This is a genomic window from Streptomyces sp. NPDC107654, from assembly GCF_055639035.1.
In genome coordinates this window covers 80,575-104,783 of sequence record NZ_JBVKBI010000025.1, presented here as the reverse complement: position 1 = coordinate 104,783, position 24,209 = coordinate 80,575, and the positions used below count along the sequence as shown (strand labels likewise).

22 protein-coding genes and 1 riboswitch are annotated in these 24,209 nt (G+C 72.1%); of the genes, 16 read left to right on the top strand and 6 right to left on the bottom strand.

The annotated features are described in order from the left end of the window. The first annotated feature begins 100 nt into the window (after nucleotides 1–100). The 5 genes from ACZ7N4_RS32280 (at nucleotide 101) to ACZ7N4_RS32260 (ending at nucleotide 6,857) form a co-directional block, all read left to right on the top strand. Nucleotides 101–1,543: a GuaB1 family IMP dehydrogenase-related protein gene (locus ACZ7N4_RS32280; RefSeq protein WP_471365506.1), complete on the top strand. Its 1,443-nt coding sequence runs from the start codon at nucleotides 101–103 to the stop codon at nucleotides 1,541–1,543. Between the two features lie 430 nt (nucleotides 1,544–1,973). Continuing rightward, nucleotides 1,974–3,461, top strand: a complete 1,488-nt coding sequence (locus ACZ7N4_RS32275) for an amino acid permease (RefSeq protein WP_471365504.1) — start codon at nucleotides 1,974–1,976, stop codon at nucleotides 3,459–3,461. Nucleotides 3,462–3,488: 27 nt separating this feature from the next. Then, the gene (locus tag ACZ7N4_RS32270) at nucleotides 3,489–3,941 is read left to right on the top strand and encodes an Lrp/AsnC family transcriptional regulator (protein ID WP_471365501.1); all 453 of its coding nucleotides are present in this window, start codon (nucleotides 3,489–3,491) and stop codon (nucleotides 3,939–3,941) included. 375 nt (nucleotides 3,942–4,316) lie between these two features. After that, nucleotides 4,317–5,105 (top strand): carbon-nitrogen hydrolase family protein, encoded by a 789-nt coding sequence (locus ACZ7N4_RS32265; RefSeq protein WP_471365495.1) that lies wholly within the window; start codon nucleotides 4,317–4,319, stop codon nucleotides 5,103–5,105. A 54-nt stretch (nucleotides 5,106–5,159) separates the two neighbouring features. Then, on the top strand, nucleotides 5,160–6,857 hold the full coding sequence (locus ACZ7N4_RS32260; protein ID WP_471365490.1) for a flavin monoamine oxidase family protein: 1,698 nt from the start codon (nucleotides 5,160–5,162) through the stop codon (nucleotides 6,855–6,857). 131 nt (nucleotides 6,858–6,988) lie between these two features. Here ACZ7N4_RS32260 and ACZ7N4_RS32255 read toward each other — a convergent pair whose 3' ends face one another. Both ACZ7N4_RS32255 and ACZ7N4_RS32250 read right to left on the bottom strand, forming a co-directional pair. Continuing rightward, entirely contained in the window at nucleotides 6,989–7,675 is a 687-nt protein-coding gene (locus ACZ7N4_RS32255; RefSeq protein WP_471365484.1) for a DUF5995 family protein, read from the bottom strand. A gap of 76 nt (nucleotides 7,676–7,751) precedes the next feature. After that, complete coding sequence (locus ACZ7N4_RS32250) at nucleotides 7,752–9,161, bottom strand: uracil-xanthine permease family protein (RefSeq protein WP_471365481.1); 1,410 nt, start codon at nucleotides 9,159–9,161, stop codon at nucleotides 7,752–7,754. Between the two features lie 203 nt (nucleotides 9,162–9,364). On the opposite strand from ACZ7N4_RS32250, the gene ACZ7N4_RS32245 reads away from it, so the two are divergent. Beyond that, nucleotides 9,365–9,823: an acyl-CoA thioesterase gene (locus ACZ7N4_RS32245; protein WP_471365477.1), complete on the top strand. Its 459-nt coding sequence runs from the start codon at nucleotides 9,365–9,367 to the stop codon at nucleotides 9,821–9,823. Here the strand turns inward: ACZ7N4_RS32245 and ACZ7N4_RS32240 are convergent. Beyond that, a complete protein-coding gene (locus ACZ7N4_RS32240) occupies nucleotides 9,783–10,994 on the bottom strand; it encodes an MFS transporter (RefSeq protein WP_471365475.1) in 1,212 nt (403 codons plus the stop codon). The two genes, ACZ7N4_RS32245 and ACZ7N4_RS32240, sit on opposite strands and share 41 nt — an antisense overlap. A gap of 119 nt (nucleotides 10,995–11,113) precedes the next feature. Here ACZ7N4_RS32240 and ACZ7N4_RS32235 point away from each other — a divergent pair, with 119 nt between their 5' ends. Then, nucleotides 11,114–12,811 carry an ROK family transcriptional regulator gene (locus tag ACZ7N4_RS32235; RefSeq protein WP_471365470.1) on the top strand — a complete coding sequence of 566 codons (1,698 nt, stop codon included), beginning with the start codon at nucleotides 11,114–11,116 and terminating at the stop codon, nucleotides 12,809–12,811. An 11-nt stretch (nucleotides 12,812–12,822) separates the two neighbouring features. On the opposite strand, the gene ACZ7N4_RS32230 is transcribed toward ACZ7N4_RS32235, so the two are convergent. Together ACZ7N4_RS32230 and ACZ7N4_RS32225 are read right to left on the bottom strand one after the other, a co-directional pair. Beyond that, nucleotides 12,823–13,194, bottom strand: a complete 372-nt coding sequence (locus ACZ7N4_RS32230) for a hypothetical protein (RefSeq protein ID WP_471365467.1) — start codon at nucleotides 13,192–13,194, stop codon at nucleotides 12,823–12,825. A 31-nt stretch (nucleotides 13,195–13,225) separates the two neighbouring features. After that, on the bottom strand, nucleotides 13,226–13,978 hold the full coding sequence (locus ACZ7N4_RS32225; RefSeq protein WP_471365464.1) for an SDR family oxidoreductase: 753 nt from the start codon (nucleotides 13,976–13,978) through the stop codon (nucleotides 13,226–13,228). 356 nt (nucleotides 13,979–14,334) lie between these two features. Next, a riboswitch (FMN riboswitch) is annotated at nucleotides 14,335–14,465 on the top strand. A gap of 161 nt (nucleotides 14,466–14,626) precedes the next feature. Between ACZ7N4_RS32225 and ACZ7N4_RS32220 the strand changes: the two genes are divergently transcribed. The 9 genes from ACZ7N4_RS32220 to ACZ7N4_RS32180 all read left to right on the top strand — a co-directional run bounded on the left by ACZ7N4_RS32220 (nucleotide 14,627) and on the right by ACZ7N4_RS32180 (nucleotide 21,954). After that, nucleotides 14,627–15,232 (top strand): riboflavin synthase, encoded by a 606-nt coding sequence (locus tag ACZ7N4_RS32220; RefSeq protein ID WP_471365461.1) that lies wholly within the window; start codon nucleotides 14,627–14,629, stop codon nucleotides 15,230–15,232. After that, nucleotides 15,229–15,870, top strand: coding sequence for a nicotinamide mononucleotide transporter family protein (locus ACZ7N4_RS32215; RefSeq protein ID WP_471365458.1), 642 nt, complete (start codon nucleotides 15,229–15,231; stop codon nucleotides 15,868–15,870). The genes ACZ7N4_RS32220 and ACZ7N4_RS32215 overlap by 4 nt, the downstream gene beginning before the upstream one ends. Beyond that, nucleotides 15,867–17,168 (top strand): bifunctional 3,4-dihydroxy-2-butanone-4-phosphate synthase/GTP cyclohydrolase II, encoded by a 1,302-nt coding sequence (locus ACZ7N4_RS32210; protein ID WP_471365455.1) that lies wholly within the window; start codon nucleotides 15,867–15,869, stop codon nucleotides 17,166–17,168. Before ACZ7N4_RS32215 ends, ACZ7N4_RS32210 begins: the two co-directional genes overlap by 4 nt. Nucleotides 17,169–17,191: 23 nt before the next feature. Next, entirely contained in the window at nucleotides 17,192–17,677 is a 486-nt protein-coding gene (gene ribH, locus ACZ7N4_RS32205) for a 6,7-dimethyl-8-ribityllumazine synthase (protein WP_358646555.1), read from the top strand. 34 nt (nucleotides 17,678–17,711) lie between these two features. Next, on the top strand, nucleotides 17,712–17,984 hold the full coding sequence (locus ACZ7N4_RS32200) for a phosphoribosyl-ATP diphosphatase (RefSeq protein ID WP_471365449.1): 273 nt from the start codon (nucleotides 17,712–17,714) through the stop codon (nucleotides 17,982–17,984). A gap of 51 nt (nucleotides 17,985–18,035) precedes the next feature. Next, nucleotides 18,036–18,884 (top strand): ATP phosphoribosyltransferase, encoded by an 849-nt coding sequence (gene hisG / locus ACZ7N4_RS32195; RefSeq protein ID WP_471365445.1) that lies wholly within the window; start codon nucleotides 18,036–18,038, stop codon nucleotides 18,882–18,884. Between the two features lie 15 nt (nucleotides 18,885–18,899). Further along, on the top strand, nucleotides 18,900–19,367 hold the full coding sequence (locus tag ACZ7N4_RS32190; protein WP_471365442.1) for a PH domain-containing protein: 468 nt from the start codon (nucleotides 18,900–18,902) through the stop codon (nucleotides 19,365–19,367). 164 nt (nucleotides 19,368–19,531) lie between these two features. Further along, nucleotides 19,532–20,866 carry a hemolysin family protein gene (locus ACZ7N4_RS32185; protein WP_471365440.1) on the top strand — a complete coding sequence of 445 codons (1,335 nt, stop codon included), beginning with the start codon at nucleotides 19,532–19,534 and terminating at the stop codon, nucleotides 20,864–20,866. After that, nucleotides 20,863–21,954, top strand: coding sequence for a hemolysin family protein (locus ACZ7N4_RS32180; RefSeq protein ID WP_471365436.1), 1,092 nt, complete (start codon nucleotides 20,863–20,865; stop codon nucleotides 21,952–21,954). The genes ACZ7N4_RS32185 and ACZ7N4_RS32180 overlap by 4 nt, the downstream gene beginning before the upstream one ends. Here ACZ7N4_RS32180 and ACZ7N4_RS32175 read toward each other — a convergent pair. Next, nucleotides 21,951–23,834 carry an AAA family ATPase gene (locus tag ACZ7N4_RS32175; RefSeq protein ID WP_471365557.1) on the bottom strand — a complete coding sequence of 628 codons (1,884 nt, stop codon included), beginning with the start codon at nucleotides 23,832–23,834 and terminating at the stop codon, nucleotides 21,951–21,953. The two genes, ACZ7N4_RS32180 and ACZ7N4_RS32175, sit on opposite strands and share 4 nt — an antisense overlap. Nucleotides 23,835–24,209 lie beyond the last annotated feature (375 nt).

Below are 24,209 nucleotides of genomic sequence, written 5' to 3'. Positions count from 1 at the left end.
GGCATGTCACATGCGCCGACATGGGAGAATGAAGTACGTGCTCTTTCCCCCTGGCACACCTGTCAGGGGGTCACCTCTGATCGACTGGGATGTGCAGCACGTGCGTTTCCTCAATGACATCCAGCCCGCGTACGACCTGACGTACGACGACGTGTTCATGGTGCCGAGCCGCTCCGCGGTGGGCTCGCGTCAGGGCGTGGACCTCGCCTCGCCGGACGGCACGGGCACCACCATCCCGCTCGTCGTCGCCAACATGACCGCCATCGCCGGCCGCCGGATGGCCGAGACGGTGGCCCGCCGGGGCGGCCTGGTGGTCATCCCGCAGGACATCCCGATCGACGTCGTCACCGACGTCGTCTCCTGGGTGAAGAGCCGCCACCTGGTGCTGGACACCCCGATCGTGCTGGCCCCGCACCAGACCGTCGCCGACGCCCTGGCGCTGCTGCCCAAGCGGGCGCACAACGCCGGTGTGGTCGTGGACGAGCACCAGCGGCCCGTCGGTGTCGTCACCGACACCGACCTGTCCGGCGTCGACCGCTTCACCCAGCTCGAAGTGGTCATGTCCAAGGACCTGCTCCTGCTGGACGCCGACATCGACCCGCGCGAGGCCTTCAACACCCTCGACCACCACAACCGCCGCTACGCCCCGGCCGTCGACAAGGACGGCAGGCTCGTCGGCATCCTCACCCGCAAGGGCGCCCTGCGGGCCACCCTGTACACGCCGGCCGTGGACGCGAACGGCAGGCTGCGGATCGCCGCCGCCGTCGGTATCAACGGCGATGTGGCGGGCAAGGCCAAGCAGCTGCTCGACGCGGGCGTGGACACGCTCGTGATCGACACCGCGCACGGCCACCAGGAGTCGATGATCAACGCGATCAAGGTGGTGCGCGGACTCGACCCGCACGTGCCGATCGCCGCGGGCAACATCGTCTCCGCCGAGGGCGTCAAGGACCTGATCGACGCGGGCGCGGACATCGTCAAGGTCGGTGTCGGCCCGGGCGCCATGTGCACCACCCGCATGATGACCGGCGTGGGCCGCCCGCAGTTCTCCGCCGTCCTGGAGTGCGCCGCCGAGGCGAAGAAGTACGGCAAGCACGTGTGGGCCGACGGCGGTGTCCGGCACCCGCGCGACGTCGCCATGGCGCTCGCCGCCGGCGCCTCCAACGTGATGGTCGGCTCCTGGTTCGCCGGCACCTACGAGTCGCCCGGTGACCTCCAGCACGACGCGCAGGGCCGCGCCTACAAGGAGTCCTTCGGCATGGCCTCCGCGCGCGCGGTGCGCAACCGCACGTCCGAGGAGTCGGCGTACGACCGTGCCCGCAAGGCGCTGTTCGAGGAGGGCATCTCGACCTCCCGCATGTTCCTCGACCCGGCCCGCCCGGGTGTCGAGGACCTGATCGACTCGATCATCGCGGGCGTCCGCTCCTCCTGCACCTACGCCGGCGCCGGTTCCCTGGAGGAGTTCGCCGAGAAGGCCATCGTCGGCATCCAGAGCGCGGCCGGCTACGCCGAGGGCAAGCCGCTGCACGCCAGCTGGAGCTGACCCGCACGCCCCCACCGACGGCCCCCGTCGTTCCCGAGCCCGGGAGCGGCGGGGGCCGTCGTCATGCCCGTCGTCATGCCCGTCGTCATGCCCGTCGTCATGCCCGGTGGCGTGTCCGACGGCGTGGCCGGTGGCGCGTGGGCGATCAGGAGAAAACGGACTCCCGGGACCCCTGCGCAACAGTCCACAGGTCCCGCGCAACGATTTGTCATTCCGACCCGATGAACGCAATGATCATGCGGGGATGCGCAAGGTTGCTGCATTACGCCCGTGAAGGCCCGCCTCGTAGGGTGCTGCGCTAGTACGTGCGTGGCAGGGACCCCGCTCGGTGGGTTCCCGCCCTTGCGGGCTCCACCGGTCCCCACCACGAGGGCCGGCCGTCACGCCGGTCCGCACCCCCGAATCACCGGCAGCGATAAGGAGCCAGCGCGTGCTCGACCAAGGCGCACCAGCGCAGAACCAGATACCGGCCGCCCCCGCGTCCCAGGGCGTCGCCGCGCGCCTGATGCGTCGCAAGCCCGTGGAACTCCTGATCGCGGAGGGCGGTCAGGGTGAGGGAGGGCAGCTCCGACGCTCCCTCGGGCTGTGGCAGCTGACCATGATCAGCATCGGTGCCACCCTCGGCACCGGTATCTTCGTCGTCCTCGGCGAAGCCGTGCCCAAGGCCGGTCCCGCGGTCACCCTGGCCTTCGTCCTGGCCGGTCTCACGGCGTTGTTCTCGGCCCTGTCGTACGCCGAACTGGCGGGCAGCATCCCCGTCGCCGGCTCCTCCTACTCGTATGCGTACGCAACGATGGGTGAGCTGGTCGCCTGGGTCTGCGGCTGGTGCCTGGTGCTGGAGTACGGCGTGTCGGTGGCCGCCGTCGCCGTCGGCTGGGGCGAGTACCTCAACGAGCTGCTCGACGGCACGATCGGGGTGACCATCCCGGCCTCGCTGTCCTCGGCGCCGGGTGAGGGCGGCATCGTCAACCTGCCCGCCCTGATCGTCGTCCTCCTGGCGATGGCGTTCCTGCTCGGCGGCGCCCGCGAGTCCGCCCGCGCCAACACGATCATGGTCTGTGTGAAGATCGCCGCCCTCGTGCTGTTCTGCGCGATCGGCTTCATGGGCTTCCAGTCCGGCAACTACGCCGACTTCATGCCGCTCGGCATGACCGGGGTCAGCGCCGCCGGTGCCTCGCTCTTCTTCTCGTACATCGGTTTCGACGCCGCCTCCACCGCCGGTGAGGAGGCGAAGGACCCCAAGCGGGACCTGCCGCGGGCGATCATGCTGTCGCTGATCATCGTGACCGCGCTGTACGTCCTCGTCGCGGGTGTCGCCGTCGGCGCCTGGAACTGGAAGAAGTTCGACGGTTCCGAGGCCGCCCTCGCCGCGATCATGAACGACGTCAGCGGCCAGACCTTCTGGGGCACCCTGCTGGCGCTCGGCGCGGTCATCTCCATCGCGAGCGTGGTGCTCACCGTGCTCTACGGCCAGACCCGCATCCTCTTCGCGATGTCCCGCGACGGGCTGGTGCCGAAGGCGCTCGGCAAGATCCACCCCAAGACCGGCGCGCCGCGTCTCAACACGGTGATCGTGTCGCTCTTCTGCGGTGTGCTCGCCGCCTTCATCCCGCTCGGCAAGCTGGTCGACGCCACCAGCATCGGCACCCTGTTCGCCTTCGGCCTGGTCAACATCGCGGTGATCGTCCTGCGGTACAAGCGCCCGGAGCTGGAGCGCACCTTCAAGGTGCCGTTCGGGCCGGTCCTGCCGGTGCTGGGCTTCCTGTTCTGCGCGTACAACATGTTCAGCCTCGACACCGTCACCTGGGTGGTCTTCGGATTCTGGATGGCGGCCGGGCTCGTGTTCTACTTCCTCTACGGCTATCGCCGTGCCCGTCTCGCAACCGGTGAGGGTCTCGCGGTGACGGTGGAGAAGTGACCGGACCGAAGAAGTGAACAACCCCCAGTGCTGAACGATCTCGACGAACGCATCGTGCACGCCCTCGCCGAGGACGCCCGCCGCTCCTACGCGGACATCGGGCAGATGGTCGGCCTGTCCGCGCCCGCGGTGAAGCGGCGCGTGGACCGGCTGCGGGCCACAGGAGCGATCACCGGATTCACCGTGCGGGTGGATCCGGCCGCACTCGGCTGGGAGACCGAGGGGTTCATCGAGATCCACTGCCGGAGCAACACCTCGCCGGAGACCATCCAGCGGGGTCTGGAGCGGTACCAGGAGGTCGTGGCCGCGTCCACCGTCACCGGGGACGCGGACGCGATCGCCCAGGTCTTCGCGTCCGACATGCGTCACTTCGAGCGGGTGCTGGAGCGGATCGCGGGGGAGCCGTTCGTGGAGCGGACCAAGTCGGTGCTGGTGCTGTCGCCCCTGCTGCGGAGGTTCTCGTCGGGAGCGCCCGGGTAGGGGCGGCTCGGTCCCCTTCCGCCGGGCGCGTTCCGCGCACCGAGCCGACGGCGTCCGGGCGGCAGCGGTCCTCTGGACCGCTGCCGCCCGGACGCCGTTCGCGTGTGGTGGCCCTCCCGGGTCCGTGCAGGCCCTCCCGGGCCCGTCCCGGGACCGGCGAGCCGCACCGAGGTGGCCCGCCGCAGGTCGGGAGCGTGATCCAGCCCGGCCCCCGGCGCCGTCCCTCCGCCGACCGCGCAACGAATCGCCGTCCCGCGCCCGCTCCACGCAACGATCCGCGCACCGGCGCGCAACGGCTCCTTCTTGTCCGGCCGAGCGTGCCGACCGTACCGTCTTTCTGGCCCCCTAAACCCCCCGTTCCGGTGAGGATCACGCATGCGCACCGCCCTGCTCCAGAGCTCCGGCCGCCCCGGCTCCGTCGCCGAGAACCTCAAGGTCCTCGACGAGGCCGCGGGCCGGGCCGCCGCCGCGGGCGCCGGGCTGCTGGCCGTGCCGGAGATGTTCCTCACCGGGTACGCCATCGGCGACGACATCGCCCGCCTCGCCGAGCCGGCCGACGGTGACTCCGCCGACGCGGTCGCCGAGATCGCCACCCGGCACGGCCTGGCCGTCCTCTACGGCTACCCGGAGCGCGAGGGCGAGACCGTCTTCAACTCCGCCCAGCTGATCTCCGCCGACGGCACCCGCCTCGCCAACTACCGCAAGACCCACCTCTTCGGCTGCTTCGAGCGCGACCACTTCACGCCGGGCGAGCAGCAGGTCGTCCAGGCCGAGCTGAACGGCCTCACCGTGGGCCTGCTGATCTGCTACGACGTCGAGTTCCCGGAGAACGTCCGCGCCCACGCCCTGGCCGGCACCGACCTCCTCGTCGTCCCGACCGCGCAGATGCACCCCTTCCAGTTCGTCGCCGAGTCGGTGATCCCGGTGCGCGCCTTCGAGAACCAGATGTACGTCGCCTACGTCAACCGGGTCGGCCGGGAAGGGGAGTTCGATTTCGTCGGCCTCTCCGTCCTCGCCGGTCCCGACGGCGTCGCCCGCACCCGCGCCGGACGCGCCGAACAGCTGGTGCTCGCCGACGCCGACCCCGCCTTCCTGGCCGCCTCCCGGGAGAACAACCCGTACCTGAAGGACCGCCGCCCCGGTCTGTACGGCTCCCTGGTCTGAGCCGCCGCCCCCAGCCCTCCCCCTGTTTCACCTCGTGCAAGGAGTCCGTACCCCATGACGTCCACGGTGCCCAACGCCGTCGAGCACACCGACGAGCAGCAGCCGCCGATCACCATGTTCGGCCCGGACTTCCCCTACGCCTACGACGACTTCCTCGCCCACCCCGCGGGCCTCGGCCAGATCCCGGCCACCGAGCACGGCACCGAGGTCGCGGTCATCGGCGGCGGTCTGTCCGGCATCGTGGCCGCCTACGAGCTGATGAAGATGGGCCTCAAGCCCGTCGTCTACGAGGCCGACCAGATCGGCGGCCGGCTCCGCACGGTCGGCTTCGAGGGCTGCGACGACTCGCTGACCGCCGAGATGGGTGCCATGCGCTTCCCGCCGTCCTCCACCGCGCTCCAGCACTACATCGACCTGGTCGGCCTGGAGACCAGGCCGTTCCCGAACCCGCTCGCCGAGGCGACCCCGTCGACCGTGGTCGACCTCAAGGGCGAGTCGCACTACGCCGAGACGATCGACGACCTGCCCCAGGTGTACCGGGACGTGGCCGAGGCCTGGGGCAAGTGCCTCGAAGAGGGCGCGGACTTCTCCGACATGAACCGCGCCATGCGCGAGCGGGACGTGCCGCGCATCCGCGAGATCTGGGCGAAGCTGGTCGAGAAGCTCGACAACCAGACCTTCTACGGCTTCCTCTGCGACTCCGAGGCCTTCAAGTCCTTCCGGCACCGTGAGATCTTCGGCCAGGTCGGCTTCGGCACCGGCGGCTGGGACACCGACTTCCCGAACTCCATCCTGGAGATCCTCCGCGTCGTCTACACCGAGGCCGACGACCACCACCGCGGCATCGTCGGCGGCTCCCAGCAGCTGCCGCTGCGCCTGTGGGAGCGCGAGCCGGAGAAGATCGTCCACTGGGCCCACGGCACCTCGCTGGCGAAGCTGCACGAGAACAGCGAGCCCCGCCCGGCCGTGACCCGCCTGCACCGCACCGCCGGCAACCGGATCACCGTGACGGACGCGAACGGTGACATCCGCACCTACCAGGCGGCGATCTTCACCGCCCAGTCCTGGATGCTGCTGTCCAAGATCGCCTGCGACGACTCGCTGTTCCCGATCGACCACTGGACCGCGATCGAGCGCACCCACTACATGGAGTCCAGCAAGCTCTTCGTGCCCGTGGACCGGCCGTTCTGGCTGGACAAGGACGAGGAAACGGGCCGGGACGTCATGTCGATGACGCTCACCGACCGCATGACCCGCGGCACCTACCTGCTGGACGACGGCCCGGACAAGCCCGCCGTCATCTGCCTGTCGTACACCTGGTGCGACGACAGCCTGAAGTGGCTGCCGCTGTCCGCGAACGAGCGGATGGAGGTCATGCTGAAGTCCCTCGGCGAGATCTACCCGAAGGTCGACATCAGGAAGCACATCATCGGCAACCCGGTGACGGTCTCCTGGGAGAACGAGCCCTACTTCATGGGCGCGTTCAAGGCCAACCTGCCGGGCCACTACCGTTACCAGCGGCGCCTGTTCACCCACTTCATGCAGGACCGGCTGCCCGAGGACAAGCGGGGCATCTTCCTCGCCGGTGACGACATCTCCTGGACGGCCGGCTGGGCCGAGGGTGCCGTCCAGACCGCGCTGAACGCGGTCTGGGGCGTCATGCACCACTTCGGCGGCGAGACCGACGCGACGAACCCGGGCCCGGGTGACGTCTACGACGAGATCGCGCCGGTGGAGCTTCCCGAGGACTGACCCGGGAGACAGACGAAGGCGCGGGCGGCCGGCCCGGACTCCGGCCGCCCGCGCCTTTTCCAACCCCGCGCCCGGTCATGAAGGGGCCGCGTCGGTCGCGAAGGGGCGGCGCCGGCCGGGAGGCGGCAGCATCAGTCGGGAAGCGGCGTCAGCAGCATCCGGCCCGCGAACCCCACCGCCGCGTCCAGCCGTTCGGTGAACTCCTCGGCGACCTCGCCGCAGTGCCGCAGCGCCCACAGGGCCCGGGCCGCGGCCCAGGTCGCGTCGCGGGCCCGCTCCAGGCTCCAGGAGCCCAGCAGATGGGTCAGCGGGTCGGCGATCTGGAACAGGTCGGGGCCCGGCATCAGCTCCTCGCGGATGCGTTCCTCCAGTGCCACGAGGAGATCGCCGACCCGGTCGAACTCGTCCTCCAGATCGGCCGGTTCGCAGCCGAGCGTGCGGCAGGCGTCGACCACGGCCAGCGCCAGGTCGTGCCCGATGTGGGCGTTGATGCCGGCCAGCGCGAACTGCAGCGGACGTACCCCGGGATGGCGGCGGAGTTGGAACAGCGGCCGCCAGCAGGCGGGCGGACGGCGGTCCGCGGCGGCGGCGTCGACCGCGGCGAGATAGCGCTCGGCGAACCGCACGTCCAACGCGGTCGCCGCACGCGGGTCCGGGAACTCCCCGGCGTCCAGGCGCCGGCCGACCTCCTCGGTGACGGCCAGGTAGACACGGTTGAACACGGCGACCCCGTCCCGCGCGGGCAGGGTCGCGTCCAGCGCGCGCATCCGTGCCACGACGGCGTCGACGGGGGCGGTGAGGTGTTCCAGCTGCACCATGGGGGAAGGGTGCCAGCCCGGGGCCGGCCGGCGTGCCGACCGGCCCGGTGCTTCGCCGGAACGAGGGAACGCCGGGCTACGATTCGGCGCGCGGCGCCGCCGGGCCCGGGTCCGCCTCCGCGTCGTAGGAGGACGTGCCCTCGTCCAGCAGCGGTCCCTGTCGCTTCAGATGGGCCGGGGCGAAGGCGCGCAGCGCGTGGTAGCCGGTGATGACGACCAGGGTGCCGAGGGCGATGCCGCTGAGCGAGAAGGTGTCGGTGAACTTCATGGAGACGTTGCCGACCCCGATGATGATGCCCGCGGCGGCCGGCACCAGGTTCAGCGGGTTGCGCAGGTCCACCTTGGCGTTCAGCCAGATCTGGGCGCCGAGCAGGCCGATCATGCCGTAGAGGATGACGGTGATGCCGCCGAGGACGCCGCCCGGGATCGCGGCCACGACCGCGCCGAACTTCGGGCACACGCCGAAGAGCAGCGCGAAGCAGGCGGCGGCCCAGTAGGCGGCGGTGGAGTAGACACGGGTCGCCGCCATCACGCCGATGTTCTCGGAGTAGGTGGTGTTGGGCGGGCCGCCGACGGCCGTCGACAGCACGGAGGCGACGCCGTCCGCGGAGATCGCCGTACCGAGCTTGTCGTCCAGCGGGTCGCCGGTCATCTCGCCGACCGCCTTGACGTGGCCCGCGTTCTCGGCGACGAGGGCGATCACCACCGGCAGCGCGACCAGGATCGCCGACCACTGGAAGGACGGCCCGTGGAAGGAGGGCAGACCGATCCAGTCGGCCTTGGAGACGCCGGAGAGGTCCAGGCGCCAGTGGTCGGTGAGCTTGCCGCCCGGGTCCGCCGAGTGGATCCTGCCGAAGATCCGGTCGAAGGCCCAGGAGATGCCGTACCCGAAGACCAGGCCGAGGAAGATCGCGATCCGGGACCAGAAGCCGCGCAGGCAGACGACGGCCAGGCCGGTGAACAGCATCACGAGCAGGGCCGTCCACTGGTCCTGCGGCCAGTACGTGGACGCGGTGACCGGGGCCAGGTTGAAGCCGATCAGCATCACGACCGCGCCGGTGACGATGGGCGGCATGGCGGCGTGGATGATCCGCGCGCCGAAGCGCTGCACGGCGAGGCCCACCAGGAACAGCACCACACCGACGACCAGCACGGCGCCGGTCACGGTCGCGCTGGTGCCGCCCTGGGCGCGGATCACGGCGGCCACACCCACGAACGACAGGGAGCAGCCGAGGTAGCTCGGCACCCGGCCGCGGGTGGCGAGCAGGAAGATCATGGTCGCCACGCCCGACATCATGATCGCCAGGTTCGGGTCCAGGCCCATGAGGACGGGGGCCACGAAGGAGGCGCCGAACATGGCGACCACGTGCTGGGCGCCGAGGCCCGCGGTACGGGGCCAGGAGAGCCGTTCGTCGGGGCGTACCACCGCTCCGGGCGCGGGCGTGCGCCCGTCACCGTGCAGTTTCCAGCGCACGCCGAGGTCCATGGTGGGTTTCGCTTTCTTGGGTACGTGAAGATGGTCCGGACCCATTGTCAGGGGTAGTCGGCGGCTCCACGTTCCCACGGTCCTCGACAGCGGGCCTCGCCGCTGACCTGGGGGGCTTCCCGGCCCGGATCCTGAGCGGTCGCTTAGTATGGGGCCGTACGGGGGTGTCACCACCCCTCCCGCACCGCCCAGGAGCCCTTCCCGTGACCGCCGAAGCCCCGATCGCCCCCGCCGTCTCCCACGGCCGGCTGATTCCCGTCACCGTCCACTTCGACGACCTCGACGCGCTCGGACTGCTGCACAACGCCCGCTACCCGCTCATGGTCGAACGCGCCTGGACCGAGCTGTGGAACGAGCACGGCGTCCGCTTCGACGGCGACTGGGTGGCGGCCGGCGACGCCTGCAACGCGGTCAAGGAATTCCGGATCACCTACGAGGCCCCGGTCACCCGCCCCGGCACCTACGCCGTCCACCTCTGGCTGGAGCGGCTGGGCACCACCGGGCTCACCTACGGCTTCCGGTTCTGCTCGGCCGACGGCACCGAGACCTATGCCCGGGGCGCCCGGGTGCTGGTCCGGCTGGACCCGGCGACCATGCGCCCCGCGCCCTGGACCGAGACCTTCAGGGCCGCGGGTCGGGAACTGCTGCGGCCCGCCGGCTGACCTCCCCGCGACCCCGCTCGGCGGTGCGCAGCACGCCCGCGCACACCGCGAGCCCGCACGCCAGCGCCGTCACCACCCCGAAGGACACCACCAGGCTGGTGGCCTGGGCCACCCCGCCGATCAGGCTCGGCGCGATCAGCCCGGAGGTGTAGGTGATGGTCGCCACGCCCGCGATGGCCTGACTGGGGCTGGGGCCGGCGTGCCCGGCCGCCGCGAAGCACAGCGGTACGACCACCGCGATGCCGAGCCCCATGAGCGCGAACCCCGTCATGGCCACCGCCGGGTGCCCGGCGCACACGACCAGCAGCCCGCCCAGCCCCGCGAGGACACCGCCGGCCCGCACGGTGCGGACCGCCCCGAAGCGGTTCACCACGGCGTCCCCGGCGATCCGGGCGACCGCCATGGTCAGCATGAACCCGGTCGTGCAGGCCGCCGCCAGCCCGGCCGAACTCTCCAGCCGGTCCCGCAGGAACACCGCCGACCAGTCCAGGCTCGCGCCCTCCGCGAACACCGCGCAGAACCCGACCGCACCGATCAGCAGCGCGGAGCGGGGCGGCAGCGCGAACCGCGGCGGCGGTTCCTCGTCCTCGGCTGGCTGGAGGTCGAGCACCCAGGCGCAGGCCACGAAACCCAGCAGGGTGAGCGTGGCCGCCGCGAGCGCGAAGTGCAGGCGGGCGTCCGCGCCGAGGTGCGCGGCGAGGGTGCCGGCCGCCGAGCCGACCAGCGCGCCCGCACTCCACATGCCGTGCAGCCCCGACATGATCGACTTCCCGAGCAGCCGCTCGACCTCCACGCCGAGCGCGTTCATCGCGACGTCGGCCATGCCCGAGCTCGCGCCGTAGGCGAACATCGCCAGACACAGGGTGACCAGGTTCGGCGCGACCGAGGGCAGCACCAGGGAGAGCGTCCACAGCACGAGCAGGCCGCGCAGTGCCGTACGGCTGCCGAAGCGGTGGCTGATCCGGCCCGCGAGCGGCATCGCGCAGGAGGCGCCGAACGCCGTGAAGGCGAGCGCGAACCCCAGCCGGCCCGCGCCGAGCGAGGCGTGGTCCTGGATCCATGGCACCCGGGTCGCGAACGACCCCGTCACGGCGCCGTGCACCGCGAAGACGGCCGCCACGGCGTACCGGGCGCGCCTGACCTCGCCCGGCGCGTGCGTCACGTCTCTCATGATCCTGTCCCCTCCCCGGGCGCGCCCGGCGCCGGCCCTCGCGACTGCGCCGTAAACTATCAGGAACCCTGCCTGATAGATAGGGACCATCGCGTCGGCGATCTGGGAGGATTTCCGTCATGCCCGCATCACCCAGCACCGCCCGGGCCATCAACGACCGGCTGGCCCTACGGCTGTTGCAGCAGGAAGGCCCGCTCACGGCAGGGCAGCTGAAGCAGCTGACCGGCCTGTCCCGGCCGTCCGTCGCCGACCTGGTCGACCGGCTCACCGCCTCCGGACTGATCACCGTGGTCGGCGAGTCCGGAGCGCGGCGCCGGGGCCCGAACGCCCGGCTCTACGGCATCGTCGCCGACCGCGCCCACCTCGCCGCGCTCGACGTCCGCACCGAGGGTGTCCTCGTGCTCGTCTCCGACCTGCTCGGGCGGGTGCTCGCCGAGGCGTTCGCGCCGATCGGCGGGGACACCGGGACGGGAGCCGCCGTCGAGCAGGCCGTGGCCGCGGTGGAGAACGCCGTGAAGGAGGGCGGAGCCGACCGGCTGCACACCGTCGGCATCGGCGCGCCCGGCCTGATCGACCCGGCCACCGGAGACCTCCGGGACTCGGCCGGGCTGCCCGCCTGGCACCGCAGCCTGGCCGCCACCCTCCAGGACCGGCTGCCCGGCGCCCGGGTCACCGTGGAGAACGAGACCAACCTGGCCGCCCTCGCCGAACAACGCGAGGGCGCCGCCCGGGACCGGGACACCTTCGTCCTGCTCTGGCTCGGTCACGGCGTCGGCGCCGCGGTCGTCCTGGACGGCACCCTGCGCCGCGGCGCCTCCGGCGGCACGGGCGAGATCGGCTTCCTGCCGGTACCGGGCACGCACACCCTGCCCTCGGCCGCCGACTGCGGCGGCGGCTTCCACTCCCTGACCGGGGCGGGGGCGATCATCTCCCTGGCGGCGGAGCACGGCCTGCCGACCCCGGCGGCGGTGGACGGCCCCGGGGCGGCCGAGGTGGTGCGGGGGGCGGTGGCCGACGTCACCGTGGGGGGAGGGGGGACGGGCGTCCCTGCGGGGGGAGAGGTGACGGGCGTCCCTGCGGGCGGAGGCGTGGTTGGTATCCCCGCGGGTGGAGCCGCGGCCGGTGGTCGCGTGGGCGGAGCCGGGACCGGCCTGCCCCCGGCCGGAGCCGGAACCGATGTCCCGGCGGCCGGAGCCGTGGCCGGCGTTCCGGCGACCGACAGCCCCGCGAGCAGCGTCTCCGCGAGCAGAGCCGCGACCGGCCTCCCCGCGCCCGGCGCCGTCACCGACGTCCCCGCGCCCGGAGCCGGGGCCGGCCTGCCCCCGAACAGAGCCGCCACCGACGTCCCCGCGCCCGGGGCCGGAACCGGCCTGCCCCCGAACAGAGCCGCCACCGACGTCCCCGCGCCCGGAGCCGGAACCGGCCTGCCCCCGAACAGAGCCGCCTCCGACGTCCCCGCGCCCGGAGCCGGAACCGGCCTCCCCCCGAACAGCGCCGCGACCGAGGTGATCGCCGACCCCGGTGCTGCCCCCGCCCGCTTCCTGCGGGCCCTCGCCGAACGGGTCGCCGTCGGGGTCGCCTCCGTGGTGGCCGTGCTCGACCCCGGCTGTGTGGTGCTCGGCGGGGAGGTCGGGCAGGCCGGGGGCGCGGTGCTCGCCGGGCTGGTGGAGGAGCGGCTGCGCCGGATGTCACCGCTGGTCACCGAGGTGCGCGCGAGCAGCCTCGGCGGGACGGCCGTCCTGCGCGGAGCGCTCCTGACCGCCCGGGACCGGGCGCAGGACGAGCTGTTCGGGCCGCCGGAGCGATCCGGGGGATGAGCCGCCCGGGTTCAAGGGCGGAGCTGCTCCTCCGGCCGCCAGGGGACCCAGGCGAGCGCCTCCCGCCAGCCCGGCCGCCCGAAGGCCCAGGCCTGCACCACCTCGGCCACGGGCTCGACGGCGAAGACCTCGCTCTCGCGCGGCACACGGGCCTGGAAGTGCCGGTCCGGGCCGCCCTCGCGGTACTCCACCCGGTAGCTCAGGTCGTCGTCGAGACACACCTGGATGTAGTGCTGGTCGACCGGTTCCCGGTCCAGCCGCTCGACGATGACGAACCGCCAGGTCAGACTCATGTCCGCCAGCAGATCGTGGATCCGCTCGGCGGACGGGTCGTCCCACGCCGTCCCGTCCCACTCGATCGCGCGGATCACCGGTGCCGTCATGCGCGTGACTGTACCGGCGCCGGCCCGCCCGTCAGCGGGCCCCCTGCCCGAACCTCCGCTCCAGGTACTCCTCGAAGGTCCCCTTGCCCACCGCCCGGTCCGGTGCGGTGTGCCCGCCCGCGCGGAAGGCCCGGTACGCCTTCCCGAACAGCGGCACCCGCACCACCGGCCGGCGCCGGCCGCTCGCCCGCAGATAGGCGCGGGCCAGCGAGTCGAACGTACGGACCTCCGGACCGGCCAGGTCCGGCACCCGCCCGGCCGGAGCCGCGAGCGCCAGCTCCGCCAGCCGCTCGGCCACCTCGGCGACCTCGACCGGCTGGTCCGGCACCCCCGCCGGAACGGCCAGCACCGGCGACTTGGCCAGGGCGTCGAGGAGCGTGACCACCAGGTCGTGGAACTGCGTGGCCCGCAGCACGGTCCAGCCGAGCCCGGACTCCTCGACCATCCGCTCCACGGTGAGCTTGGAGCGGTAGTAAGGGAAGGGCACCCGGTCGACGCCGACGATCGAGATGTACAGCAGATGGCCCACGCCGGCGCGCCGGGCCGCCGCCAGCAGGTTCCGCGCCGCCTGCTCGTCGCCGCCCCTGGGCGAGCTGGCGCAGTGCACGACCGTCTCCACGCCGGCCAGCGCCGCGTCCAGTCCGGCACCGCCCGTGCGCAGGTCGACGGCGTACGGCGGCGTGCGCCGGCTGAGCACCCGTACCTCGTGCCCGTCCGCCCGCAGCCGCTCCGTGACGAGCCGGCCGAGCGTGCCGGTTCCGCCGGTCACCAGGATCGTGGTCATGCCGTTCTCCGTCCCTTCGGACACCGGGCGCTCCCCGCTGGAGCGCCCTTCGTCCACAGGACCGGACGGAGCCCCGGAAATGTGACATCCCGCGGCGGATTTCCTTCCTGGTGACCGCCTTGGCGGCCCGGCGGCGGGCAAGGGCCGTCGTCACCGCCACCGGGCCCGCCCGCACCCTAAAAGGACTAGACCAGTGCGGTCAATGGTCCGGACCAGGCTCAACGCTCCTGCGGTGCGGCCGTGTTGGGCGGCCCGACTGCGTGGCGCGAAAGCGACGCCACGCACTGTGAGCGAGCCCACATCCCTCACCCACATGGACGAGTGGCGGTCGTGGCACACTGGCCCTGTACCAGAAGCAGCGCACTCCGGGGTCGGTGAAAGTCCGAACCGGCGGTTACAGTCCGCGACCCGGTCGCTTCCAGCGGCCGGTTGACCAGGTGGAATTCCTGGACCGACGGTTAAAGTCCGGATGGGAGGCAGTGCGCGGCGGGCGGGCATGCGTATTCGTGTGCGCGCCGCCGTATCGGGACGTGTCCATGTGCGGACGCGTCCGTTCCGGCGACGCACCGGTGTGTTGCTCACCCGTAGATTCTGTCGTCATCGACAGGCCCCGGAGTCCGTGCCCCAAGAGGCAGGAGGACCCGGGAAGTGTTCACCGGAATCGTCGAAGAGCTGGGCGAGGTCACCGCCGTCGAGAACCTCGGCGACGCCTCCCGCTTCCGGCTCCGCGGCCCCGTCGTGACCGAGGGCGCGCAGCACGGCGACTCCATCGCCGTGAACGGGGTCTGTCTCACGGTCGTCGAGCACGAGGGTGACGAGTTCACCGCCGACGTCATGGCCGAGACCCTGAACCGCTCCAGCCTCGGCGCGCTCTCCGTGGGCTCCCGCGTCAACCTCGAACGCCCCACCGCCGTCGGCGCCCGCCTCGGCGGACACATCGTGCAGGGACACGTGGACGGCACCGGCGAGATCCTGGCGCGCACGCCGTCCGAGAACTGGGAGATCGTGAAGATCTCCCTCCCCGCGCAGCTCTCCCGGTACGTCGTGGAGAAGGGCTCCATCACCGTCGACGGCATCAGCCTCACCGTCGTGGACGCCGGCCCCGACCACTTCACCGTCAGCCTCATCCCGACCACCCTCGCCCTCACCACGCTCGGCGTGAAGCAGCCCGGCGACCCGGTCAACCTCGAAGTGGACGTCATCGCCAAGTACGTGGAGCGGCTGCTCGCGGCCGGGCAGGGGGCCGGCAAGTGAGCTGGATGAACTCCGAGGCGTTCACCCTCTTCGGCCAGCACATCATCTGGTCGGACATGATCGGCAACATCCTGGGCCTCGTCACCCTCGCCCTCGGCTGGCGCCGCTCCCTGTGGACCTGGCCCCTCCAGTTCCTCTCCGGCCTCGTCCTCTTCGCCGCCTTCTACGGCCATCTGACCGGCAGCGCCGGCAAGCAGGCCGTCGTCATGGCCGTCGCGCTGTACGGCTGGTGGCAGTGGCGGCGTGGCCGGGGCACGTCCGACGACGGCCGGATCACCGTACGCTTCGCCGGCTGGCGCGAGCGCGGCCTCATGCTCGCGGCGGCCGCCGTCGGCACGGTCGCCGTCGCCCTGCTGTTCACCGCCTACCCGAAGCTGTCCTGGGACCCCTGGCCCGACGCCTACATCTTCGTCGGCACCATCGTCGCGATGTACGCCCAGGCCAAGGGCATGGTCGAGTTCTGGTTCGCCTGGCTGCTCGTCGACCTCGTCGGCGTCCCCCTCAACTTCGCCAACGGCTACGCCTTCTCCGGCTTCGTCTACGTCATCTACGGCGCACTCGTCCTGTGGGGCATGCGCGACTGGTGGCTGCGTTCCCGCCGGGGCACGCAGCCCGCACTGGAAGGAGCGCCGGCATGACCTCGGCACCGCTGCTGTACGACCCCGCCGACATCGAGGACTTCGCGCTCGACCCGGTCGAGCAGGCCATCGCCGACATCGCCGCGGGCCGCCCGGTGGTCGTCGTGGACGACGAGGACCGGGAGAACGAGGGCGACCTCGTCATCGCCGCCGAGAAGGCCACCCCCGAGATCGTGGCCTTCATGATGAGCGAGTGCCGCGGCTTGATCTGCGCTCCCATGGAGGGCGAGGAACTGGACCGGCTGCGACTGCCGCAGATGGTCGAGGACAACACCGAGTCGATGAAGACCGCGTTCACCGTCTCCGTGGACGCCTCCGCCGCTCACGGTGTGAGCACCGGCATCTCGGCCGCCGACCGCGCCACCACGCTCCGGCTGCTCGCGAGCGGCACGGCCGAGCCGGCCGACCTCGTCCGCCCCGGCCACGTCTTCCCGCTGCGCGCCCGCCCCGGCGGCGTCCTCACCCGTGACGGCCACACCGAGGCCGCCGTCGACCTCGCCCGGCTCGCGGGGCTCCGCCCGGCCGGCGCCATCGTGGAGATCGCCGGCGAGGACGGCCGGATGCTCCGGCTGCCCGAGCTGATCCCGTTCGCCCGCAAGCACGGCCTGACGATCATCTCCATCGAGGACCTGATCGCCTACCGCCGCGGCAGCGAGCCCACCGTCCGCCGCGAGGCCGAGACCCGCCTGCCCACCCGGCACGGCACCTTCACCGCCTACGGCTACCGGTCCACCGTCGACGGCGTCGAACACGTCGCCCTCGTCCACGGCGAGATCGGCGACGGCGAGGACGTCCTCGTCCGCGTCCACTCCGAATGCCTCACCGGCGACGTCTTCGGCTCCCTGCGCTGCGACTGCGGCCCCCAGCTGGACGCCGCCCTGGAACGCATCCAGGCCGAGGGCCGGGGCGTCGTCGTCTACCTGCGCGGACACGAGGGACGCGGTATCGGCCTGCTGTCCAAGCTGCGCGCCTACGCGCTCCAGGAGCAGGGGCACGACACCCTGGACGCCAACCTCGAACTCGGCCTGCCCGCCGACGCCCGCGACTACGGCGCCGGCGCGCAGATCCTCGCCGACCTCGGGGTGCGCGGCGTCCGGCTGATGACCAACAACCCCGACAAGACCGACGCGCTGCTGCGCCACGGCCTGAAGGTCACCGGCCGCGAGCCGATGCCCGTCCAGGCCGGCGAGCACAACCTCCGGTACCTGCGCACCAAGCGGGACCGGATGGGGCACGACCTGCCCTGGCTGGACACGCCCGCCGTACCGGCGTCCGCGGCCACCTGCGGCAACCAGTAAGCAAGAAAGCACTGAGGAGAGACGTGAGCGGCAAGGGTGCACCGGAGCTGTCCGTACGCAACGTGAGCGACCTGCGGGTCGCGGTCATCGCGGCGCAGTGGCACGAGAAGGTGATGGACGGTCTGGTGAACGGCGCCCTGCGCGCCCTGCACGACCTGGGCATCGACGAGCCGACCCTGATCCGGGTCCCCGGCAGCTTCGAGCTGCCGGTCGCCGCCAAGGTCCTCGCGGGCCGCGGCTACGACGCCGTGGTCGCCCTCGGCGTCGTCATCCGGGGCGGCACCCCCCACTTCGACTACGTGTGCCAGGGCGTCACCCAGGGCCTCACCCAGGTCTCCGTCGAGACCGGCGTACCCGTCGGCTTCGGCGTGCTCACCTGCGACACCGAGGAGCAGGCCCTGGACCGGGCCGGCCTGGAGGGCTCGAACGAGGACAAGGGCCACGAGGCGGTGACCGCCGCCGTGTCGACGGCGGCCACGCTCCGCTCGGTATCCGAACCCTGGCACTAGGGAGTCGCCCGCACCGCGTAGGGTGGGGCTCACCATGTCCAAGAAGACGTTCGAGCAGCTCTTCACAGAGCTGCAGCAGAAGGCCGCCCACGGCGATCCCACCACCTCCCGCACCGCAGAGCTGGTCGGCAAGGGCGTCCATGCCATCGGCAAGAAGGTCGTCGAGGAGGCCGCCGAGGTCTGGATGGCCGCCGAGTACGAGGGCAAGGAGGCGGCCGCCGAGGAGATCTCGCAGCTGCTGTACCACGTCCAGGTGATGATGGTCGCCCGCGGCATCTCCCTGGACGACGTCTACGCCCACCTGTAGCCGCACCCCCGCACCCGATCCCGTAGAGAACGAGCAAAGGAAGCCGACCTCATGCTGCGCATCGCCGTCCCCAACAAGGGTTCACTGTCCGGCCCTGCGGCGGAGATGCTGCATGAGGCCGGCTACCAGCAGCGACGCGAGTCCAAGGAGCTGCGGATCGTCGACCCGGAGAACGAGGTCGAGTTCTTCTACCTCCGCCCCCGCGACATCGCGATCTACGTCTCCTCCGGCCGCCTCGACATCGGCATCACCGGCCGTGACCTGCTGATCGACTCCGGCGCCGACGCCGAGGAGATCCTGCCGCTCGGCTTCGCCCGCTCCACCTTCCGCTTCGCCGCCAAGCCCGGCACCGCGAACGGCATCGAGGACCTCAAGGGCAGGACGGTCGCCACCTCGTACGAGGGCATCGTCGCGGGCCACCTCGCCGACAGCGGCGTCGACGCCTCCGTCGTCCACCTGGACGGCGCCGTCGAGACCGCGATCGAGCTGGGCGTCGCCGAGGTGATCGCCGACGTCGTGGAGACCGGCACCAGCCTGCGCAACGCGGGCCTGGAGGTCTTCGGCGAGCCGATCATGAAGTCCGAGGCGATCGTCGTCCGCCGCACCGGCGCCGACGTCGAGGAGCCGAAGGTCCAGCAGTTCCTGCGCCGCCTCCAGGGCGTCCTGGTCGCCCGGACGTACGTGATGATGGACTACGACTGCCGGGTCGAGCAGCTGGAGAAGGCCGTCGCCCTCACCCCCGGCCTGGAGTCCCCGACCGTCTCCCCGCTGCACAACGAGGGCTGGGTAGCGGTCCGCGCCATGGTTCCCGCCAAGGAGGCCCAGCGGATCATGGACGACCTCTACGCCATCGGCGCCCGCGCCATCCTGACCACGGCCATCCACGCCTGCCGCCTGTAGAGGGGTACGCCACCGATGTCCGACCCGACCCCCCTTCCCGCTCTCCCCGTCACCTTCCGGCCCGGTCACACCCGGGTGATCCTGCTCACCGCCGGAGTCCTGATCTTCGTGGTGATCTCCGGGATCGCGCTGCTGCTCGACATCGGCCCGGGCTCACGGGTGACCTTCGTCGTCACGGGAGCGCTGATCTTCTGGGCGCTGGCCCGGCTGGCCCGGGTGAAGGTGGTCGCCGACGACTCCGGCGTCACCGTCGTCAACATCGCCGGAAAGCGGCGCCTGGCCTGGGAGGAGATCCTCCGGGTGAACCTCCGGCCGGGCGACCCGTGGGTCTTCCTCGACCTCAGTGACGGCACCAGCCTGCCCGCGCTCGGCATCCAGCCGGGCCTCGCCAGGCAGCGGGCCATCGCCGACGCCAAGGCCCTGCGCGCGCTCGCCGAGGCCCACTCGGCGTCGTCCGCCCTGCCGCACGAGCCCAGATCTTGATTAATCTGGTGGGCGGAGGCCTTCTCGCTGCGCCTCCGCCCCTGCGCGCCGCCCGGTGCACAGGGGCTCCTGCTACCCGAGGAGTGACTCCCCCCGGCGATGGACGGATCGTCCTGTAGTACCTGCGCCACCCCTGCCCGGCACCACGGGAAGGCGGTGGCAGCGTGACCACCCCCCTGCTGCTCCTCGGAGCGGCGTTCCTGCTGATCCTCGCCAACGGATTCTTCGTGGCGGCGGAGTTCGGCCTGGTGACGGTCGAGCGACCGGAGGCCGAGCAGGCCGCCGCCGACGGCGACGGCCGCGCCCACCGGGTCGTGGAGTCGTTGAAGGAGCTGTCCTTCCAGCTCTCCGGCACCCAGCTCGGCATCACCATCACCTCCCTGGTCGTCGGCATGCTCGCCGAACCGGCCCTGGCCGGGCTGCTGCGCGGCCCGTTCGCCGCTCTCGGCGTTCCCCGGGGTGCCGCCTCCGGCATCGCCGTGGTCGTCGGCATGCTGCTCGCCTCCGCCATCCAGATGGTGATCGGCGAACTCGTACCCAAGAACTGGGCGGTGTCCCGGCCACTGCAGGTCGCGCGGTTCGTCGCCGGCCCGCAAGCCCACTTCTCCCGCCTGTTCCACCCGGTGATCTCCGCGCTGAACACGGTCGCCAACCGGCTGGTCCGCGCCCTCGGCGTCGAACCCGCCGAGGAGCTGGCCTCCGCCCGCACCCCCGGCGAGCTCGTCTCCCTGGCCCGGCACTCCGCCCAGGCCGGCGCCCTGGAGCAGGACACGGCCGACCTGTTCGTCCGCACCCTGTCCCTGGGCGAGCTGACCGCGCAGCACGTCATGACCCCGCGCGTGAAGGTGAGCGCGCTGCAGGACTCGGCCACCGCCGAGGACGTCGTCAACCTCACCCGCGCCACCGGCCTGTCCCGCTTCCCCGTCTACCGGGAGAAGATCGACGACGTCGTCGGCATGGCCCATCTGAAGGACGCGCTGGCGGTCCCCGTGCACGACCGTCTGCGCACCCCGGTGACCCGCATCGCCCGCAAGGCACTGCTCGTCCCCGAGACCCTGCCGGTCCAGCCGCTGCTCTCCCGGCTCCGCTCCGAGCAGCCCATCGCGGTCGTCGTCGACGAGTACGGCGGCACGGCCGGCGTGGTCACCCTGGAGGACATCGTCGAGGAGCTGATCGGCGAGGTCCGCGACGAGCACGACGCCAAGGACATGCCCGAGCTGGCCCCCGCCCCGCCCGAGGACGGCAGGCCCGCCTGGGAGGCGGACGGCAGCTGCCGCGTCGACATCCTCCAGCGGATAGGCCTCGACGTGCCCGAGGGGCCGTACGAGACCGTCGCCGGGCTGGTCGCCGACCTGCTGGGCCGGATCCCGGCCCCCGGCGACCGGGCCGAGCTGCCCGGCTGGCGGCTCTCGGTCCGCCAGGTCGGCCACTACCGCGCCGAACGGGTCCGCCTGGTCAGGACGGCCCCAGTGGCGAACGCGATGGAGGCCGCCCGGTGAGCGTCCTGCAACTGGTCTTCGCCGCGCTGCTCGTGCTCGCCAACGGTTTCTTCGTCGGCGCCGAGTTCGCGCTCGTCTCCGTCCGCCGCAGCCAGATCGAACCGCTCGGCACCGCCCGGGCCCGCCAGGTGCTGTACGGCCTCGAACGGCTGCCGCAGATGATGGCCGCCGCCCAGTTCGGCATCACCGTCTGCTCCCTGACGCTCGGCGCGGTCGCCGAGCCGACGGTGGCGCACCTGCTGGAACCGGTGTTCGAGTGGATCCACCTGCCGCACGGCGCGATCCACCCCCTCGGCTACGTCATCGCCCTGGCCGCCGTGGTCTTCTTCCACCTGGTCATCGGCGAGATGGTGCCGAAGAACCTCGCCATGGCCGCCCCGGAGAAGGCCGCGCTGTGGCTCAGCCCGGGCCTGGTCTGGTTCGCCCGCCTGTGCAGGCCGATCACGGTGTCCCTCGGCGCCTGCGCCCAGGGCATCCTGCGGCTGTTCCGGGTCGAGCCGAAGGACGAGGTGGAGGCGGTCGTCACCACCGAGCAGCTCAACCGCCTGCTGGAGGACTCCGGCCAGGCGGGACTCCTCGACCCCGAGGAGCGCGAGCGCCTGGAGGACGCCCTGGAACTGGGCTCCCGGCCGGTGACGGACGTCCTGCTGCGGCGGGAGTCCCTGGTCACGGTGGAGCCCTCGGTCACTCCGGGGCAGATCGTGGAGCTGACCGCCCGCACGGGCTACTCCCGCTTCCCGGTCGCGGCCACCGAGAAGGGCCCCTTCATGGGGTATGTGCACGTGAAGGACGTCCTCGACCTGGAGGACTCCGACCGGGCCGTCCCCCAGCAGGTGTGGCGCCCCATGGCCACCCTCCGCGCCGAGCTGCCCCTGGACGACGCCCTGACGGTCATGCGCCGGGCGGCCACGCATCTCGCCCAGGTCGCCGACGCGACCGGCAAGGTGCTGGGCCTGGTGGCACTGGAGGACGTGCTGGAGATGCTGGTGGGCGAGGTCCGGGACCCCGCGCACCGTGAGGATCCCGCCATGAGGGTGACCGAACCGAGGGCCAGCGGGGAACCGGAGGAGGCCGGCGCGATGGCCTAGGTGTAGGACGACGGATCCTGCGGCCCCCGCCCCGACAGCACCTCCCCGTAGGCCTGCATCAGGTCGGGCAGCCGCAGGGTCGCCAGGTCCTCCCGGGTCAGCGACCCCGGATACGTCGACAGCCGCAGATCCCGGTACGCACAGCTCTTCTCGTACAGCGTCCGCAGGAACCGCCCGTTGCCCAGCTCGTCGATCCACCCCTGGTCGACCACGTGCCCGGCGATGGACCGCAGCTCCTCCAGCGCCTCGGCGTCCCACAGGTCCCCGTTGTCCGCCGCGAGCACCTTGCCGATCTCGGTCAGCTCCGGCGGCCGGTAGGAGGGGAAGTCCACCCGGGTGGTGAACCGTGAGGACAGTCCGGGATTGGCGGCGAGCAGGCGGTCCATGCCCTCGGGGTAGCCGGCGAGGATCACCACCAGGTGGTCCCGGTTGTCCTCGGCCCGCTTCAGCAGCACCTGCAGCGCCTCGTCGCCGTACGCGTCCCCCTTGCCGTACCCGGAGTTGGACAGCGAGTACGCCTCGTCCACGAAGAGCACCCCGCCGATCGCGGAGTCGATCAGTTCGTTGGCCTTCACGGCCGTCTGCCCCAGGTACTCGCCGACCAGGTCGGCCCGCTGGGCCTCCACCAGGTGGTCGCCGCCCAGGAGCCCCAGCGCGTAGAAGACGCGCCCGAGGATCCGCGCGACCGTGGTCTTGCCCGTCCCCGACGGCCCGGAGAAGACGAAGTGCCGTTTGGGCGGCTGCACCGGCAGCCCCTGACCGGCCCGCAGCCGCGCCATGTTCAACTGCGCGGACAACGCCTTGACCTGGCGTTTGACCGGTTCCAGCCCCACCATGCGCTCCAGCTCCGCAAGCGCCTGTTCGAGTAACGCGGGGTCCGTCGGCCCCGTCGGGATCGGCGAGGCGGACATCCCGGGCACCCCCGGCACACCCGTCTTCGTCCGCACCGAGGGATCGGTCACCGACGGCAGCGGCCCGGTCGGCAGATCGGGCTCCGGCAGCCGCAGGTCCCGGCCCTCCGTGCCGAACAGCGGATCGAACCCGTCCGGCCCGTCCACCGTGTCCTGCCCCGCGCCGGTCAGCGTGATCGAGGCGAGGTCGGCCGTCTCGTCGTACCCGTCGCCCTCGGCGATCGCGGCCAGCCGGGCGGAGGTGTCCATGAAGGCCGGGTCGACCCGGTGCACCGCCCGGTACAGGGGGAGCGCGGCGGCCGACCGCCCCGTGCCCTCGTGCGCCCTCGCCAGCCAGTACCGCAGCTCCTTGCGCTGCGGCTGCTCGCTGCGGCACCGCATCAGCGCCGCCGCCAGCAGCGGCTCGGCCTGGCCGTACATCTCCAGCCGGACCCGGGCCATGCCGCCGAACAGTCCGGCCTCGATGCCGAGCAGGGCGTCGTCCAGCAGCGGGTCGGTGTGCCGGACCAACTGGTCCCAGTCCTTGACCAGATAGGCGCGGCAGGCGTGCAGGAAACGGACCTGCGGGTCGGCGTCGACCGGGGGCAGGCCGGCGAGCGCGCGGTCCAGCTCCGGGATGTGCCGGCCGTCCAGCCAGTGGGAGGCGTGCGCCAGCAGCAGATCGCGCGGGCTCTCCAGGACCGGCTGAACCCACCAGCCCAGCCAGTACCAGGAGTTGAGGGCGCGGCGGTGCCGGGTGCGCTGTTCGCCGAAGCGGTCGCGGTGGCGGAACATCCGCAGCAGCGCGGTGGTCGTGTCGACCCGCAGTGCGTGCAGCCCGAGCCAGCCGTCGGCCATGCCCGGGTCGATCCGCACCGCGGTGCGGAACTCCTCCTCCGCCTGCGGGTAGGCGCCCATCGTGTAGGCGTCCACGCCCCGCAGCCAGGCGAGGTCGGCCGGGGCCTCGGAGCCCTGCGTGCCGAAGTCCATCACGTCCCCCCACGAACCGTGCCCCCGTGGTTCACCACCGGGCAGTCGCCCGACGGCCGCCGCGGTCGAACCGCTGTGCCGCGGACCGGAGTTGCAGTGCGCGAGGCAGCCGCTCGAAGGTCGCACCGAGGGCATCGTACCCGCGGGACCGCACGCGCCGTAGGGTGCCGCACGGGCCGTCAGGCGAGGTGGGAGCAGACGGGGCGCACGGCGTTTCGTGACCGAGGGTGAGAAGGGCGGCGCGCGAGGCGCCCCGGAAAACCGTGCCCCGGGCAGAACGAAGCCCCCGGTCACGGGGGAACAACCGGGGGCTTCGCGTGGGTGGGCGACTCCGAAAGCCGCACATTGAGAACGTAAGACCTGTACGGCCCCCGG

Bases quoted from the DNA above. Each gene is read 5' to 3' on its own strand.
- ACZ7N4_RS32265 (WP_471365495.1), top strand. From the start codon at position 4,317: ATGCGCACCGCCCTGCTCCAGAGCTCCGGCCGCCCCGGCTCCGTCGCC.
- ACZ7N4_RS32210 (WP_471365455.1), top strand. From the start codon at position 15,867: ATGACCTCGGCACCGCTGCTGTACGACCCCGCCGACATCGAGGACTTC.
- ACZ7N4_RS32200 (WP_471365449.1), top strand. From the start codon at position 17,712: ATGTCCAAGAAGACGTTCGAGCAGCTCTTCACAGAGCTGCAGCAGAAG.
- ACZ7N4_RS32250 (WP_471365481.1), bottom strand. From the start codon at position 9,161: ATGGACCTCGGCGTGCGCTGGAAACTGCACGGTGACGGGCGCACGCCC.
- ACZ7N4_RS32225 (WP_471365464.1), bottom strand. From the start codon at position 13,978: ATGACCACGATCCTGGTGACCGGCGGAACCGGCACGCTCGGCCGGCTC.
- ACZ7N4_RS32240 (WP_471365475.1), bottom strand. From the start codon at position 10,994: ATGAGAGACGTGACGCACGCGCCGGGCGAGGTCAGGCGCGCCCGGTAC.
- ACZ7N4_RS32230 (WP_471365467.1), bottom strand. From the start codon at position 13,194: ATGACGGCACCGGTGATCCGCGCGATCGAGTGGGACGGGACGGCGTGG.
- ACZ7N4_RS32255 (WP_471365484.1), bottom strand. From the start codon at position 7,675: ATGGTGCAGCTGGAACACCTCACCGCCCCCGTCGACGCCGTCGTGGCA.
- hisG (WP_471365445.1), top strand. From the start codon at position 18,036: ATGCTGCGCATCGCCGTCCCCAACAAGGGTTCACTGTCCGGCCCTGCG.
- ACZ7N4_RS32190 (WP_471365442.1), top strand. From the start codon at position 18,900: ATGTCCGACCCGACCCCCCTTCCCGCTCTCCCCGTCACCTTCCGGCCC.
- ACZ7N4_RS32260 (WP_471365490.1), top strand. From the start codon at position 5,160: ATGACGTCCACGGTGCCCAACGCCGTCGAGCACACCGACGAGCAGCAG.
- ACZ7N4_RS32175 (WP_471365557.1), bottom strand. From the start codon at position 23,834: ATGGACTTCGGCACGCAGGGCTCCGAGGCCCCGGCCGACCTCGCCTGG.
- ACZ7N4_RS32235 (WP_471365470.1), top strand. From the start codon at position 11,114: ATGCCCGCATCACCCAGCACCGCCCGGGCCATCAACGACCGGCTGGCC.